Here is a 14,562-nt window from a genome sequence, read left to right as displayed (position 1 = left end):
TTTATTTAGCCAACGTTTTCTTCCTCAAAACCGAACAGCTCCTCAAACGACTTCTCCTGCGCTTTTTTCAGCACGTCCATCCTCGTTGCCAGTTGGCGAGCGGTGAAATTCATAATGTCAGCGTGATGGTCAGGACTGAAAATAGAATCGTGGGCCGCCGCTTCCTCGTTGAGTTTTACTGCAAGCGGTGCGAGTTGCTCCATCTTTTTTATCACGACTTCAAGAAGATACGGATGCTCGCGGATCAGCCGCTGAAGCAGAAACGTACCATACGCAATATGGCGGGATTCGTCCTTTTTCAAATAGCCGATCCCTTTCAACAGCCCAGGCATGGCGCCCATTTGCTCAAGCGATTTGTAAAAGCCGTAATACCCCGTTTCCGCCAACACCCCTTCGACAAACATGTTGTACACGACCGACGCCTCGGCAATCGCTTCCGGGGACGAATCATGTTCCAGCCGTCCCATCGCTGACGGCAAAATCTCGTTAAAAATCGTATGGTATGTTTCGGAATGGTAATGGGACAAGTCTTCTTTGACGCCGAGCGCATTGAGCACAAGGCGGAAAAACTCGGTATGTTTCGCCTCCTCAAACAAAAAGGTGGTTAAATACATCTCCTCCTCGATCCGCCCCTCTTTGGCAACGACCATCAAAAGCGGCAACAAATCGCGCGTCACCGCCTCTTCGCCCGCTTGAAACTGGGCAATGAGCCGCAAAATTCCGTCCTTCATCTGAACAGGGAGCGTCTCCCAATCTTTCACATCTTGCGTCAAGTCAATGTCCGCCGGATTCCACACCCCCAACCGCTTCGCCTTTTGGTAAAGCCGAAACGGGAACGAATCTTCCTGCAGCCCGCGGCTGCCCGTCGTCACCAACGGTTGAGTACGCCGCACGCTCACCACTCCTTTTTCGTTTTTTGGATGTTGGCTGGATGTTGTACGTCTGGATGGATGACTGTGAGGACCATCAATATGATGTAAAGGATTACAAATATATTGTTGCGACAATTGGCAGGTTGCTAACAAAGGGGCAAGATGTACAAATGACCGGAATGTTATGAATAGTCAATCATTTTTTTCTATTCTAGCAACCTTTCCTTCCTTCCGTCAACAAAAAGCGGATGACATTTTCCGACAATCGACGCATAAAAAGGGGGGGCTGATCCCAAAACGCGCTTGTGTTTGGGGTCAACCCTTTTCGTTTATAGCTGACACGATCGGGCGCAACATTCTCGCCGAGCCGATTCCGGTGGGAGTGGTCGTCTCGTTGATCGGCGCACCGTATTTCATCTATTTGTTGCTAAAATGGTGAAGACAAAAGACGCCGGGGCATCTTATGATGTCCGGCGTCTTTTCCATAAACGCACAGCGGATGCTGCAAGCGAAATGGCTATCACGATGTAAACCACTTCAGCATACATTCCAATCACTTCAGACACTTTCCCCCACGATTGGCCAAGCGCCGCGCCGATCGAAACGAGCGCCGTATTCCAAATCAATGTGCCGAGCACGGACAGCCAGACAAACAACCCGATATTCATCTTCGCCATGCCCGCCGGAATGGAAATCAAGCTGCGCACGAGCGGAACCATGCGCCCGAAAAAAACAGCCCACACCCCGTAGCGCTGAAACGTCCGGTTCGCCTTGGCGATGTCTTCCGGCTTCACTCGCAGCCATCCCCCCCAACGATCGACGATCCGTTCGAGCCGATCACCAGACAACAGCCGGCCGATCCCGTACAGCACCAATGCCCCGGCAACCGAACCGGCGGTTGCCGCCGCAATAACACCAGGGACGGTCAATGACGTGTACGTCGTCATAAACCCGCCAAATGGCAAAATGACTTCCGATGGAATCGGTGGAAAAATGTTTTCCAGCGCAATGATCAGAAAAATGCCGATATAGCCGAATTGTTCCATCACATTCGTGATCCACGCCTGCATGGCGCCATTCTCTCCCTTCTGCACAGCTCATGGTATGTATATGATATGGTAGTACAAAAAAAGATCCTTTGCAAAAAAAGAAACGCGGCTTGCTTTTGTTCTTCCTTCGATATCACCGGCTTTATCGCCCCTCACAAGCAAAAGGCCGCCCACCCTCAAGCAGATGAGGATGGACGGCTCGCCCCCTATCTACAACTTCTCCATGACTATACCCAACCGCGGTAGCGAGCTGCTTCCGCTGTTTGGCGCAGCCCGATCATGTACGCCGCCATGCGCATGTCCACACGGCGCGATTCCGCCAATTCATAGACGCGGTGAAACGCGCTCGTCAATTTCTCTTTCAACTTCGCGACCACTTCTTCTTCCGTCCAATAATAGCCTTGGTTGTTTTGCACCCATTCAAAATAGGAAACGGTCACTCCGCCGGCGCTCGCCAGTACATCGGGCACCAGCAGCACGCCCCGCTCCGTCAAGATTTTGGTCGCCTCCAGCGTCGTTGGGCCGTTGGCTGCTTCCACCACAATTTTAGCCCGAATATTCTCGGCATTGTCACGCGTGATTTGATTGGCCACCGCAGCCGGAACTAAAATATCACACTCTTTTTCTAGCAGCTCTTGATTGGTGATGACATTCTCAAACAGCGTGGTCACCGTCCCAAAACTGTCGCGGCGATCCAACAAATACGGAATATCCAGCCCGTTCGGGTCATGCAGCGCGCCATACGCATCGGAAATGCCAATGACGCGGGCTCCAGCCTCATGCAAAAACTTGGCCAAAAAGCTGCCTGCATTGCCGAATCCTTGAATAATGACCCGCGCCCCCTGCAACTCGATTCCCGCTTTTTTCGCTGCTTCTTCGATGCAAATCGTGACACCGAGCGCCGTCGCTTTTTCCCGGCCTTGGGAACCGCCGAGCACAAGCGGCTTACCGGTGATAAACCCAGGCGAGTCAAATTCGCGGATGCGGCTATATTCATCCATCATCCACGCCATAATTTGCGAGTTCGTAAACACGTCCGGCGCCGGGATATCTTTGGATGGCCCCACGATCTGGCTGATCGCCCGCACATAGCCGCGGCTGAGCCGCTCCAATTCCCCCATCGACATGTTTCGCGGGTCGCAGACGATGCCGCCTTTGCCGCCGCCATACGGCAAACCGACAATTCCGGCTTTGATCGTCATCCACATCGACAGCGCCTTGACTTCTTCCTCGGTGACATCCGGATGAAACCGAATGCCTCCCTTGGTCGGCCCTACGGCATCGCTATGCTGGGCGCGGTAGCCGGTAAATACTTTCACCGTTCCGTCATCCATGCGGACGGGAATCCTTACGGTGAGGACGCGCAATGGTTCTTTCAGCAGCTCATACATCTCTTCGCCGTAGCCGAGTTTGGCCAGCGCCTCCTTGATCACGCGCTGGGTGGAGAGAAACATATTTTCTTCCATCGTCTCATTCGCCTCTTTGACTCGATTTATGGACGGGACAAGACATTCGCAATCCGTTCGAACGCCCAATCCAATTCCTCTTTCGTAATAATGAGCGGCGGTGCGAAACGAATGACCGTCTCATGCGTTTCCTTGCAAAGCAATCCTTGCCCTTTCAGCGCCTCACAGTACGGACGCGCCGGCACATGCAGCTCGACGCCGATAAATAAGCCGCGGCCGCGGATTTCTTTGATGTCCTCGTTTCGGATTTGCTTTAACTTCTCCAAAAAGTATTCACCGAGCTCAAGCGACCGCTCCGCCAGACGTTCTTCTTCAATCACCTCAAGCGCTGCGATCGACACCGCGCAAGCGAGCGGATTGCCGCCGAACGTCGATCCGTGCGAACCGGGTTCAAACACCGACAAAATATCGCGGTTGGCGACGACGCAGGAAATCGGGAACACCCCGCCGCCCAGCGCTTTCCCTAAAATATACATGTCAGGCACAACATCTTCCCAGTCGCAAGCAAATAACTTTCCAGTTCGCCCCAATCCCGTTTGGATTTCATCAGCGATGAACAAGACGTTGTTTGCCTTGCACACGTCATACGCGGCTTTTAAAAAGCCTTGCGGCGGAATGCGAATGCCGGCTTCCCCTTGGATCGGCTCAACAAGAAACGCCGCCGTATTCGGCGTGATGGCCGCTTTCAGCGCTTCGATGTCGCCGTACGGAATGATTTTCACCCCTGGCAAAAGCGGCCCAAAACCGCGTTTGTACGCCGGTTCGGACGACAATGACACCGCGGCGAGCGTCCGGCCGTGGAAATTTCCTTCACAAACGATGATTTCCGCTTCGTTGTCCGGAACACCTTTGACATCATACGCCCAGCGGCGCGCCGCCTTGAGCGCCGTTTCGACCGCCTCGGCGCCGGTGTTCATCGGCAACACCATCTCTTTTTTCGTCAACTGGCACACTTTTTCGTACCACGGACCGAGCTGGTCGTTATGGAACGCGCGCGATGTGAGCGTCACCCGGTCGGCTTGCCGCTTCAGCGCCTCAATAATTTTCGGATGGCGGTGTCCTTGGTTGACGGCTGAATACGCGCTCAACATGTCCATATAGCGGTTGCCTTCCGGGTCTTTCACCCATACCCCTTCCGCTTCCGAAATGACAATCGGCAATGGATGATAATTTCTTGCTCCATATCGTTCCGTTTGTTCGATGAGCTGTTGCGATTTTGTCGTCATCAAAATCCCCCTTTTCTCCTCACTCTCCACCTTCACGGACAACGTTTGCCTTCATCCGGCAATTGACGGACCAACGTTCCATTACAAGAAAAGGGCGGCTGCGGCCGCCCCGCCATTAAAACATTTCCGATACAGTTTTCGCTTGCATATGAAGAATCAAATAGTCCGGGCCGCCAGCTTTCGAGTCGGTGCCTGACATGTTGAAGCCGCCAAACGGTTGATACCCGACGATCGCACCCGTGCAGCCGCGGTTGAAGTACAAGTTGCCAACATGGAACTCGTGCCGCGCCTTTTCGAGATTCGCTCGATTGCGCGAAATGACGGCGCCTGTCAATCCGTATTCCGTATTGTTCGCAATCTCAAGCGCATGGTCAAAGTCACGCGCTTTCGCAAACGCCACGACCGGTCCGAAAATTTCCTCCTGCATGATGCGCGCGTTCGGGTCGACATCAGCAAACACGGTCGGCTGGATGAAGAACCCTTTCGAATCGTCTCCTTCTCCGCCCGTCATGAGACGGCCTTCTTGCTTGCCGATTTCGATATATTCCATAATTTTGTTGTACGCCCCTTGGTCGATGACCGGACCCATAAACGTCGCTTGCTCCGCCGGATCGCCGACGTTGAGCTGCTTCGTCAGCTCGACGACGCGGTTCAACACTTGGTCATAGACATCTTGAACAACGATCGCGCGCGAGCACGCCGAGCATTTTTGCCCGGAGAAGCCAAACGCCGACGCGACGATCGATTGCGCCGCCAGTTCGAGATCGGCTTCTTTATCGACGACGATAGCGTCTTTGCCGCCCATTTCCGCGATGACGCGTTTCAGCCAAATTTGCCCTGGGTGCACTTTCGCTGCCCTCTCATAAATGCGGATGCCGACATCGCGCGAACCGGTGAAGCTGATAAACCGCGTGCGCGGATGATCGACCAAATAGTCGCCGACTTCTGCGCCGCTGCCCGGAATGTAGTTCAATACACCAGCCGGAAGTCCCGCTTCTTCCAACACTTCCACAAATTTATACGCCACCACCGGCGTTGCGCTCGCCGGTTTCAACAGCACCGTATTGCCTGTCACCAGCGAAGCCACCGTCGTCCCCGCCATAATGGCAAACGGGAAGTTCCACGGCGAAATGACGACCCCGACGCCAAGCGGAATGTAGAAGAACCGGTTCGTTTCCCCCGGACGGCTCTCAACCGGAATGCCGTCTTTCAACTTCAGCATCTGCCGGCCGTAATATTCCATAAAGTCAATCGCTTCCGCCGTATCGGCGTCCGCTTCGCGCCACGGCTTGCCCGCTTCTTTCACCAACCAAGCGGAAAATTCATGCTTGCGCCGGCGCACGATCGCCGCCGCCCGGAACAAAATATCGGCCCGCGCTTCCGGGCTCGTCCGGCTCCAGGTGCGGAACGCTTCATCAGCGGTTTTCATCGCCCGCTCGGCGAGCTCCTTGTCCGCCTTCGCCACACGTCCCACTACTTCCGCTTTATTCGCCGGGTTGATCGAGGTGATTTTGTCTTCGGTCATGATGCGCTCGCCGCCGATGATGAGCGGATAGTCGCGTCCAAGCTCCGATTCCACTTTTTTGAGCGCCGCTAAAAACGCTTCACGGTTTGCTTCCACGGTAAAGTCGGTGAGCGGTTCGTGTCTGTACGGCTGCACCATTTCGTCATCCTCCCTTTTAAAGGCAAAAAAATTTTTCGTTATAAAACGGTTTCATAGTTATATTATGCAAATGATGATGGCTTTTTTCAATTGTTTTTACTTGGCGGCCTCCATCTCCGTTTTTTTCACATGCAAAGGCTGAACTCGCTTTTTCGCCACAAGGTGGTAGTACCCGTAGCAAGCGAGCAAAAACGGAATGCCGCAGTAAAGAGCGATCCGTTGGTCTGGGATAAAGGCCAGCCCGATGATCGTTGCCATATTCAACGCAAACGCGGCCAGCGGCACGAACGGATACAACGGCGTCCGGTATTTCAGATCGCGCACATCGCCGCCTTCACGCAAAAACGCTTTCCGGCCGAAATAACTTGACAGCGCGATCGAAGCCCACACCGTGACGGCGCCAAACCCAGCGATCGCGGTCAGCCAGACATACACCGTATCTTCCGCATATACGCTACACAACAGAGACAAGCAGCCGATGGCAATGCTGGCAATCAGCGCATTGATCGGCACGCCTCGCTTCGATAGTTTGCTGAAAAACGGAGTGACCATGCCTTGGCGCGACATCGACCAAAGGACGCGCGATGTCGCATATAAGCCTGAGTTGGCCACCGACAGCACCGCGGTAATAATCACAAAGTTCATGATATCGGCCGCATACGGAATGCCGATATTGTCAAACACCACCACAAACGGACTCTCGACAACGCCGGCTTTCTCCCACGGAAACAAACCAGCCAACACAAAAATGGCCAAAATAAAGAAGATCAAAATGCGCCATACGGTGTTGCGCAACGCAACCGGCACCGTTTTTTCCGGCTCGCGGCTTTCCCCTGCCGCCACGCCGACCAATTCCGTCCCCTGGAACGAAAAGTTCACAAGGATCATCGTCGTAAAGATCGCCCAAAACCCGTTCGGAAACAAGCCCCCATGGTCTGTAAAATTCGAGAAAAATGGGGCAGGTTGTCTATTTTTCATATGGATGACTCCAAACATCGCCGCCAACCCAAGAACAATAAAAGCGATGACCGTCAACACTTTCACGCTTGAAAACCAAAACTCCACCTCGCCAAACCCCTTGACTGACAACGCATTGATCAAAAACAGCAACAAAGCGAAGACGGCGCAAAACACCCATGTCGGCACATCGGGAAACCATCGTTTCATGAGGATGCTGACGGTGAGAAGCTCGATGCCGACCGTCACCGACCAGTTCAGCCATGACAGCCAGCCAATGCAATACCCCACTGCCGGCGAGATGAACTTCGTCGCATACGTCTGATACGACCCTGCATCGGGAATTCTCACGGCCAATTCTCCTAACGAAAGCATTGTCAAATACATGACCAATCCGCCAAAAAGATAAGCAACGACGGCCCCTCCTGGCCCCGCCTCATGAATCGTATAACCCGATCCTAAAAACAAACCGGTGCCGATCACTCCGCCTAACGCGATCATAAATAAATGCCTGCTTTTTAGCTCTCGTTTCAGTTCTTGCACGGGTTGCATCCGAAAACTCTCCCCTCTCTATGATAGATTCCGCAACCGCTTACATTTTTATCAAACGAATAGCAACCCCCTTTTATGCAAAATTATTTTTCAATTTCTAATGTACCACAACTTTATTATGAAATTATTTTTTTCTATTTTCAATATATTTAGCAAAAATTTTTTTCGCATCTTTCTTCCCCTTCCTGTCTCCCGTCCACCTTGTGCTATAATACAAAAAAGAGAGGTGCTGATTGTGAACCGAGATATGGAAACGCTTTTATCAATGTACGAGCAAATTCTCGAAATGATCGACCTCGGCGTCCACGCGGTCGACCAACACGGAAAAACCGTCATTTACAACCGGAAAATGCGGGACATCGAAGGAATGGACGTTGAGGACGTGCTAGACAAAAACATTTTGGACGTCTTCCGCTTCGACCCGGAGCAGCCGAGCACATTGCTTGAAGCGCTGCACACCGGTGAAAGCATCTTAAACAAACAGCAAACGTATTTCAATAACAAGGGTCAAGCAGTCACGACCATCAATCACACACACCCGCTGTGGAAAGATGGGCGCATCATCGGAGCAGTGGAAATCGCCAAAGACGTCACCAAATTTCGCAAGCTCATCCAAGAGCAGCACCAACGCGGTGAAGCCAGTCGCACGTTTGCGGACATCATCGGCCAAAGCGAAGCCATGCAAAAGGCTATCCGCCTTGCTCGTCATGCCGCCCGCTCGGAAGCGCCTGTGCTGCTCATTGGCGAAAAAGGGACGGGAAAAGACTTGCTCGCTTCCTGCATTCACCACGAAAGCGAACGGCGATCCAAACCATTTTTTGCGCAAACGTGTTTGTCGCTTCCAGATGATTGGATCGAAACCATGCTGTTTGGCAGTGAAGAAGACGGCGAGATCCAGCCCGGCTTGTTGGAACAAGCCGACGGCGGCACCGTCCTGCTTGACGATATTGACTCGCTAAGCCTGCCGCTTCAACAAAAGCTCGCCCGTTCCCTGCAAGAAAAACAGTTTGTCCGCGCCCATGGCCAAGAACCGGTTCGTGCGGACGTTCGCCTCATCACCTCGACAAGCGGGGATCCGATCGATGCCGTCCAAGCAGGGAAATTGCTGAAATCACTTTACTACCAACTCGCCGTCCACTGCATCGTCCTGCCGCCGTTGCGCGAACGGAAAGAGGACATTTTGCCGCTCGCTATCCATTTCATCCGTCAAGGGAACGAGCGCTATGGCCTGCATATCGAAGGACTCGACGATGACGTGCAAGATGCGTTTCTTGCTTACAGCTGGCCGGGCAACGTACGCGAGCTTGAAGCCGTCATTTTGGAAACGATGGCGACGATGGAACAAGAACAAACGATCACCCTCGCCCATCTGCCTGCCCCTTTTCGAGCCAAGCTTACGCCCGATGATGCCAAAACCGACTTTTTATTTGATACCGAAGACATTTTGCCGCTTGACAAATACATGGAAGAAGTCGAAATTTACTACATCCGCAAGGCGCTGCAGCACCATGGCTTCAATATTACCAAAACGGCCAAAGCGCTTGGTTTGAGCCGACAAAACTTGCAATACCGTATCCGCAAGTACCAAATTGATAAGGAGTGGGGATGAAAAGGCGAAAAGCCTCAGCCATCGAGACGGCAAAAAGGACAGGGGGGGTCGCTGTGGATGATCGACGCTCATATTCATCTCGACCAGTACACGGACATCGATGAACAAATCAACCGTTGGCAAGAAGCGGGCATCACCGGCGTCGTCGCCGTATCCACCGATTTGCGCTCCAGCTGCCGAACGCTCGAGTTGAAACAGCGATTCCCTTCCTTCGTCTACGCCGCCATCGGTTTTCACCCCGAGCAACCGCTGCCAAGCGAAGCCGATTGGAACGAATGGACGGAGCTCGTCAAGCAAGAGCGGCGGCTTTTGTCGGCCATCGGTGAAGTCGGGCTGCCATACTATTCAGCGGAAGCGTGCGCCAAGCTGTCTGCGTATCAAGAACGATTAACCGAAATCGCGGCCATCGCCGCGGATGCCTCCTTGCCGCTCGTTCTTCACGCCGTATACGATCGCGCGGAAACAACCTTGGCCATGTTGCAGCAAGCTGGCATCCGACGAGCCCATTTCCACTGGCTGAAGGCGGATCCAGCTGTGGTCAAACAAATCGTCGAGTGCGGCTACTATATTTCCGTCACGCCGGAAGTGTGCTACCGCGAACGCGATAAGCAGCTGTTATCCCTCGTTCCCATCGAGCAGCTGCTTCTGGAAACCGACGGTCCATGGCCGTTTGCCGGTCCGTTTGCTGGAAAGCCGACGACGCCGTTATGGCTGTTGGACTCCGTCCGTGCCGCCGCTAGACACTATGGCCAAGATATTGAACAAGTCAAAACAATCATCATCACGAACACGAAACGTCTTTACGGCTCGCTGTCCATGTAGTATGATCAAACAAAATCCACATGGAAACGAGGGAAAATTATGGATTATAACGAACAAGTGCGCCAACAACTGATCGAAAGTGTTTCCGGGCTATCGGACGAACAGCTGAACACCCGGGCAGCGAAAGGGACTTGGACCATCGCCCAAGTGCTTGAACATTTGTACTTAATCGAAACATCGATCGCAGCCATGATCGCCCATACATTGACGCATGGCGGGAGCCAGCCCGTCGAGGAGAAACCGATCCATTTGACCGTTGACCGTTCGAAAAAAGTGGAGGCGCCTGATTTCGCCCGCCCGAGCGACCGCTTCTTCCCCCGACACGAACTGGAAGAAAAATTACGCCAATCGCGGCAACGGTTGCGTCAAATCACGGAGCAAGCCAACCCAACTGACTTGGAAGCTAAATCATTCCCACATCCCGTTTTTGGGCCGTTGAATTTGAAGCAATGGGTGGAATTTGTCGGCTACCACGAACTGCGCCACCTCGAACAAATTGAAGAAATCAAGGCACAGCTTCCGGGAGGAACGAGCCGCCCATAAAGAAAAAGCCGAGCAGCGGCCAGCCAATTCCCAGCCCTGCTCGGCTTACAACGATTTTCCATTTTCAAGCGAACGCTCCATCGCTCCTGTCACAGGGATTGTTCGTTATGGAGGTATCTCCCCTTCACTTGCTTTAACGTCGCCACGATGAGAAAACTGACAATGACGAGCAAACACCACGAACTCACTTTCCCCACATGGACAAGGCTCCACGCCTTCGCCTGGTTTGGATATTGCCAAGCGCCAAAAAAGGTGGCGATGTTTTCCGCGATCCAGATGAAAAATCCGATCAACAAAAAGGACAGAACAAGCGGCATCCGGTAGCGGATCCCCCCGACCTCATAGGTCACCCATGACCGCCAAAAGACAAGCATGACGAGGACTGAGAGCCACCAACGAACGTCCACCCAATAGTGGTGGGTGAAAAAATTCAAGTAAATCGCCGAAGCGAGAGGAACAACCATCCAAAACGGCGGCCATCGCACCAACTCCACCTTCAGCCTTCGCCACGCCTGGCAAAGATAGCTGGCAACGCTCGCATACATAAACCCGCTGTACAGCGGCACGCCAAACAGTTTCGTATACCCCTCTTCCGGATACGACCACGAACCGATGCGCACTTTAAACAGCTCGAGCGCAAGCCCAATGGCGTGGAACAAGGTGATCACCTTGAGCTCATCCCGCGTTTCCAGCCCTGACCGCACCATCCACCATTGCATGAGAATGCAAATAACAAGCAGCCAATCATACCTTGGCAGCAGCGGGAGCGGCGCGAGCTTCGTCAGCGCCAATGACGCAAAAATGACGACCGGAAATACGCAGGACAACGCCTGCTCCCAGCCAAAACGGATCAGCTGCTTCAATGCCCTGACGATGGTCCACTGCTGCACCCTAACAACCAACGGCTGACAAAGCGGATCGCTGTGCACCATCGCCCCATATTCTTCTCCTTTCAACGGTCACTCCTCCCTACCTTTACGAATTTGCCCCCTCTTCCTCGCTTCGGTACTCTAAAAGATCACCTGGCTGGCAGTCGAGCGCCTTGCAAATGGCTTCCAACGTCGAGAAGCGGATCGCTTTCGCCTTCCCGTTTTTCAAGATCGACAAGTTCGCCATCGTAATCCTGACTTTCTCCGACAGCCCGGTGACGCTCATTTTCCGTTTGGCCAACATGACATCCAGATTGACAATAATCGGCATGCCATCCACCTCAAATCGTAAGCTCATTTTCTTGTTTGATTTCAATCGCTTGTTGCAGCAGCTTTTGCAAAACCGCAGCGAACACAGCGATGACAAACGACGCAAACGGCACGAGCAGACCGACGAAAATGACGCCCGGAGCGTCGTCTTTCTCAGCGAATGTTTTTTGCAAGCAAAAAATGCAGAGAAGTGCAAGAAAAAATACATAGGCTTGCCAGCTCAAGACTTAAGGTTCCAGACCGGGGGAAGAGGACGGCTGGATCGCGGAGAGAGCGTTCCGCAGTCGATAGCTCTCTCCCGTAAAGGCCAGGATGTGGGCATGGTGAACCAAGCGATCCACCAGCGCAGCTGTCAAGCGGTTGTCCCCAAACACCCGATTCCACTGTCCAAATTCCAGATTCGACGTCACGATGACGCTTTTTCGCTCATAACAGTCGGCGATAATATGAAACAACAGCTCCGATCCTTGCTTTTGAAACGGCACATAGCCGAGTTCATCCAATATCAACAGTTCGCACGCATCGATGCTTCGTTTCAGCCGCCCGAGCGTGCCATTTTTCAATGCCTCTTCCAGCTGGGCGACGAGATCCGCGACGCGGAAAAACCGAACCTCATGGCCTTGTTGGCACGCCTGGATGCCGAGCGCTGTGGCGAGATGGGTTTTTCCTGTCCCGGGCGAGCCTAAAAGCAGAACGTTTTGCTTTCGCTCCAAAAAGCGAAGGTCACACAATTCCTTCTTCGATGTCGTGGTCGGCCAGTGGATGTGATCCGACCATTCGTAATCCTTCAGCCATTTCAACTCCCGAAACTTGGCTTTCTTGATCAGCCGGGCCTGTTTCGCCTGCTGGCGGCACGACAGCTCCAGCGCCAATACATCCCGCAAAAACTGTTCTTTCGTTTCGAACATCACCTCCTCGAATCGATCCGCGATATAGGCCAAATGCAGTGCTTTACAAATCTCTTTCACCTCTGCTCTCATCCCTGGACACCCCCTTCCCGAACAGGATGAAGACGTTGATCATACACCGTTAAGTCCGTTTCATAGTCGATCAGGACGGAAGGGGTGTACGATTCTTTCCACTTGGCCGGGTAATGGGATTGCTCGGCTTCCATCAACACCCCGATTTCATGAGGAGCCAAGTCCCATCGCTGACTCTCCTCGAGCCACTGGGCGATTTCATAAAGCGTGCAACGATCCAACAGCGCTCGCAGCCCTTTCAAACGGGCCGCCACCTGGGGCGGGGTGCCAGCCAGATACGTTCGGATCGCTTCCGGCAAGTACGCCCGGTATCGGGAATGCCCGACAACCCGGGGTTTGGTCTCCCACTCAGCGAAAATCTCTTTCCAAGGGATCTCGCGTTTCACGTTCGTATACGGCCTTGGCATCTCAAGATGTATGCCTCCGTCAGGAGAGAGCACAAAGAAACGATCCCACTCTTTTTTCACCAATACCCGGTTGGGGACGGACAGGCCATGGACGACGAACGCCTTCCCATCCACCATCACTTCTCCGTACTTATTCACGTAAGCGTGATCGAGGGAGAAGATCGGAAGATCTTGTTCCGGCAACGCCAACAGCTCCGGCCGCTCTTCCTGCCATAGCTCCTCTATCAACCGCCCCTTTTCATAATGAGGGCGGTTTCGGTCCTCGACCATCTTGCGATGCAGCCACTCCACCAGCTCCGGATCCGACTCGATCAACGGAGCCGGGACGAAACAAAGGTTGCGAGTGTAATAGACTTTTCGCTCCGCATTTCCTTTCTCATGTCCGCTGTATGGATTGCACACTTGTACATCAAACCGATAGTAGAGTTGAAATTTCTCAAAAGCCTCGGTGAATTGGCGTTCTCCCCCTTTTCGAATCGACACGATGGCCGCGGACAAATTGTCAATGCGCAATGCCTTTGGCACTCCCCCAGCCTGACGAAACAGCTGCGTCAACCCATGGAGGAAGCATTCACTGTTTTCCGCCGGCAGCGGATAAGCAAACGCAGCGTTGCTATACGGGAAGCTTACGATCAAAACCGATCGTTCTTCTTCCTTCCCCTCCTTCGTCACCACCGTCATCTTCCCGAAATCCACCTGCGCCTCGCCTGGCGGGTGCTCAAGTCGTTCATAGCGCTGTTCTTTCTCGAGTTTGAGCTGCGGTCTTCGTTTTTGCACGTACGCGCAAACGGTGCGATACGAGCCTTGAAATCCATGGTCACGACAAAGCGCTTCAAACATCGTCTTGTTCGTTCGCCGTTGTTTTCTCGGCAGCTTGGCATCCTCCTCCAACCAGTCATCAATGATTTGCCCGTATCCTTCTTCCTCCATCATCCCCTTTTTGCGTTTGATGGTTGGTTGGACAGAAATGCCGCCATCCGCGTATTTCTTGACCGTTCTCCAGTTATATCCCGTTTCGCGGGAAATTTCCGCAATCGATAACCCTTTCTTTTCACGCAGTTTTCTGATACGATTCATTTCGGGCATTGCCAGCATCCTTTCGCTCCTCCACTGTTTGGTTTATGTGTTCACAACTTCCACAGTAGAGGAAATGTTAGGGGCTGGCAAGCCTTTTTTCTTTGCCTTAGGCTCTGCACGTTTCGTTGCAGAACTCTGTA

14 protein-coding genes and 1 pseudogene are annotated in these 14,562 nt (G+C 53.0%); 4 read left to right on the top strand and 11 right to left on the bottom strand.

The window, feature by feature from the left end:
* Nucleotides 1-5 precede the first annotated feature (5 nt).
* The gene (locus BJQ97_RS01335; protein ID WP_201451647.1) at nt 6-893 is read right to left on the bottom strand and encodes a R2-like ligand-binding oxidase; all 888 of its coding nucleotides are present in this window, start codon (nt 891-893) and stop codon (nt 6-8) included.
* A gap of 265 nt (nt 894-1,158) precedes the next feature.
* On the opposite strand from BJQ97_RS01335, the pseudogene BJQ97_RS18120 reads away from it, so the two are divergent.
* Nucleotides 1,159-1,311, top strand: a pseudogene (locus BJQ97_RS18120) (iron chelate uptake ABC transporter family permease subunit); the annotation flags it as partial.
* A 22-nt stretch (nt 1,312-1,333) separates the two neighbouring features.
* Here the strand turns inward: BJQ97_RS18120 and BJQ97_RS01325 are convergent.
* The 5 genes from BJQ97_RS01325 to BJQ97_RS01305 all read right to left on the bottom strand — a co-directional run bounded on the left by BJQ97_RS01325 (nt 1,334) and on the right by BJQ97_RS01305 (nt 7,785).
* Entirely contained in the window at nt 1,334-1,942 is a 609-nt protein-coding gene (locus BJQ97_RS01325) for a DedA family protein (protein WP_160155215.1), read from the bottom strand.
* Between the two features lie 206 nt (nt 1,943-2,148).
* Nucleotides 2,149-3,387, bottom strand: a complete 1,239-nt coding sequence (locus BJQ97_RS01320) for a Glu/Leu/Phe/Val family dehydrogenase (protein ID WP_160157511.1) — start codon at nt 3,385-3,387, stop codon at nt 2,149-2,151.
* 26 nt (nt 3,388-3,413) lie between these two features.
* Nucleotides 3,414-4,613: an ornithine--oxo-acid transaminase gene (locus BJQ97_RS01315; protein ID WP_160155214.1), complete on the bottom strand. Its 1,200-nt coding sequence runs from the start codon at nt 4,611-4,613 to the stop codon at nt 3,414-3,416.
* Between the two features lie 115 nt (nt 4,614-4,728).
* Nucleotides 4,729-6,276: an L-glutamate gamma-semialdehyde dehydrogenase gene (gene pruA, locus BJQ97_RS01310; protein ID WP_160155213.1), complete on the bottom strand. Its 1,548-nt coding sequence runs from the start codon at nt 6,274-6,276 to the stop codon at nt 4,729-4,731.
* Between the two features lie 96 nt (nt 6,277-6,372).
* Nucleotides 6,373-7,785 carry an amino acid permease gene (locus BJQ97_RS01305; protein WP_160155212.1) on the bottom strand — a complete coding sequence of 471 codons (1,413 nt, stop codon included), beginning with the start codon at nt 7,783-7,785 and terminating at the stop codon, nt 6,373-6,375.
* Nucleotides 7,786-8,020: 235 nt separating this feature from the next.
* Between BJQ97_RS01305 and BJQ97_RS01300 the strand changes: the two genes are divergently transcribed.
* From BJQ97_RS01300 to BJQ97_RS01290, 3 genes are read left to right on the top strand one after another with little or no spacing between them, the layout of a single operon-like run.
* On the top strand, nt 8,021-9,394 hold the full coding sequence (locus tag BJQ97_RS01300) for a sigma-54 interaction domain-containing protein (RefSeq protein WP_160155211.1): 1,374 nt from the start codon (nt 8,021-8,023) through the stop codon (nt 9,392-9,394).
* Between the two features lie 57 nt (nt 9,395-9,451).
* Nucleotides 9,452-10,216, top strand: a complete 765-nt coding sequence (locus tag BJQ97_RS01295) for a TatD family hydrolase (RefSeq protein ID WP_160155210.1) — start codon at nt 9,452-9,454, stop codon at nt 10,214-10,216.
* Nucleotides 10,217-10,255: 39 nt separating this feature from the next.
* Nucleotides 10,256-10,759 (top strand): DinB family protein, encoded by a 504-nt coding sequence (locus tag BJQ97_RS01290; protein WP_160155209.1) that lies wholly within the window; start codon nt 10,256-10,258, stop codon nt 10,757-10,759.
* An 89-nt stretch (nt 10,760-10,848) separates the two neighbouring features.
* Here the strand turns inward: BJQ97_RS01290 and BJQ97_RS01285 are convergent, their stop codons facing one another.
* Genes BJQ97_RS01285 through istA form a run of 5 tightly spaced genes read right to left on the bottom strand, consistent with a single transcriptional unit; the run spans nt 10,849 to nt 14,440 of the window.
* Nucleotides 10,849-11,691 (bottom strand): DUF817 domain-containing protein, encoded by an 843-nt coding sequence (locus tag BJQ97_RS01285; RefSeq protein ID WP_160157510.1) that lies wholly within the window; start codon nt 11,689-11,691, stop codon nt 10,849-10,851.
* A gap of 43 nt (nt 11,692-11,734) precedes the next feature.
* A complete protein-coding gene (locus BJQ97_RS01280) occupies nt 11,735-11,959 on the bottom strand; it encodes a helix-turn-helix domain-containing protein (RefSeq protein ID WP_160155208.1) in 225 nt (74 codons plus the stop codon).
* 10 nt (nt 11,960-11,969) lie between these two features.
* Nucleotides 11,970-12,182 (bottom strand): DUF2975 domain-containing protein, encoded by a 213-nt coding sequence (locus BJQ97_RS01275; protein WP_407066435.1) that lies wholly within the window; start codon nt 12,180-12,182, stop codon nt 11,970-11,972.
* Between the two features lie 3 nt (nt 12,183-12,185).
* Nucleotides 12,186-12,938 carry an IS21-like element helper ATPase IstB gene (gene istB, locus BJQ97_RS01270; RefSeq protein ID WP_021322668.1) on the bottom strand — a complete coding sequence of 251 codons (753 nt, stop codon included), beginning with the start codon at nt 12,936-12,938 and terminating at the stop codon, nt 12,186-12,188.
* Nucleotides 12,935-14,440 carry an IS21 family transposase gene (gene istA / locus BJQ97_RS01265; protein ID WP_160155207.1) on the bottom strand — a complete coding sequence of 502 codons (1,506 nt, stop codon included), beginning with the start codon at nt 14,438-14,440 and terminating at the stop codon, nt 12,935-12,937. The genes istB and istA overlap by 4 nt, the downstream gene beginning before the upstream one ends.
* Between the last annotated feature and the right edge of the window lie 122 nt (nt 14,441-14,562).

It is taken from the genome of Geobacillus sp. TFV-3 (assembly GCF_009901865.1).
GTDB lineage: Bacteria > Bacillota > Bacilli > Bacillales > Anoxybacillaceae > Geobacillus > Geobacillus thermoleovorans_A.
The sequence above is the reverse complement of the archived record's forward strand: the minus strand, read 5'-3'. Positions and strand labels throughout refer to the sequence as shown.

What these genes read in the sequence shown, in the direction of transcription:
- BJQ97_RS01285 (WP_160157510.1), bottom strand. Translation starts at nt 11,691, where the DNA reads ATGGTGCACAGCGATCCGCTTTGTCAGCCGTTGGTTGTTAGGGTGCAG.
- pruA (WP_160155213.1), bottom strand. Translation starts at nt 6,276, where the DNA reads ATGGTGCAGCCGTACAGACACGAACCGCTCACCGACTTTACCGTGGAA.
- BJQ97_RS01280 (WP_160155208.1), bottom strand. Translation starts at nt 11,959, where the DNA reads ATGCCGATTATTGTCAATCTGGATGTCATGTTGGCCAAACGGAAAATG.
- BJQ97_RS01315 (WP_160155214.1), bottom strand. Translation starts at nt 4,613, where the DNA reads ATGACGACAAAATCGCAACAGCTCATCGAACAAACGGAACGATATGGA.
- istA (WP_160155207.1), bottom strand. Translation starts at nt 14,440, where the DNA reads ATGCTGGCAATGCCCGAAATGAATCGTATCAGAAAACTGCGTGAAAAG.
- BJQ97_RS01290 (WP_160155209.1), top strand. Translation starts at nt 10,256, where the DNA reads ATGGATTATAACGAACAAGTGCGCCAACAACTGATCGAAAGTGTTTCC.
- BJQ97_RS01295 (WP_160155210.1), top strand. Translation starts at nt 9,452, where the DNA reads ATGATCGACGCTCATATTCATCTCGACCAGTACACGGACATCGATGAA.
- istB (WP_021322668.1), bottom strand. Translation starts at nt 12,938, where the DNA reads ATGAGAGCAGAGGTGAAAGAGATTTGTAAAGCACTGCATTTGGCCTAT.
- BJQ97_RS01320 (WP_160157511.1), bottom strand. Translation starts at nt 3,387, where the DNA reads ATGGAAGAAAATATGTTTCTCTCCACCCAGCGCGTGATCAAGGAGGCG.
- BJQ97_RS01305 (WP_160155212.1), bottom strand. Translation starts at nt 7,785, where the DNA reads ATGCAACCCGTGCAAGAACTGAAACGAGAGCTAAAAAGCAGGCATTTA.
- BJQ97_RS01325 (WP_160155215.1), bottom strand. Translation starts at nt 1,942, where the DNA reads ATGCAGGCGTGGATCACGAATGTGATGGAACAATTCGGCTATATCGGC.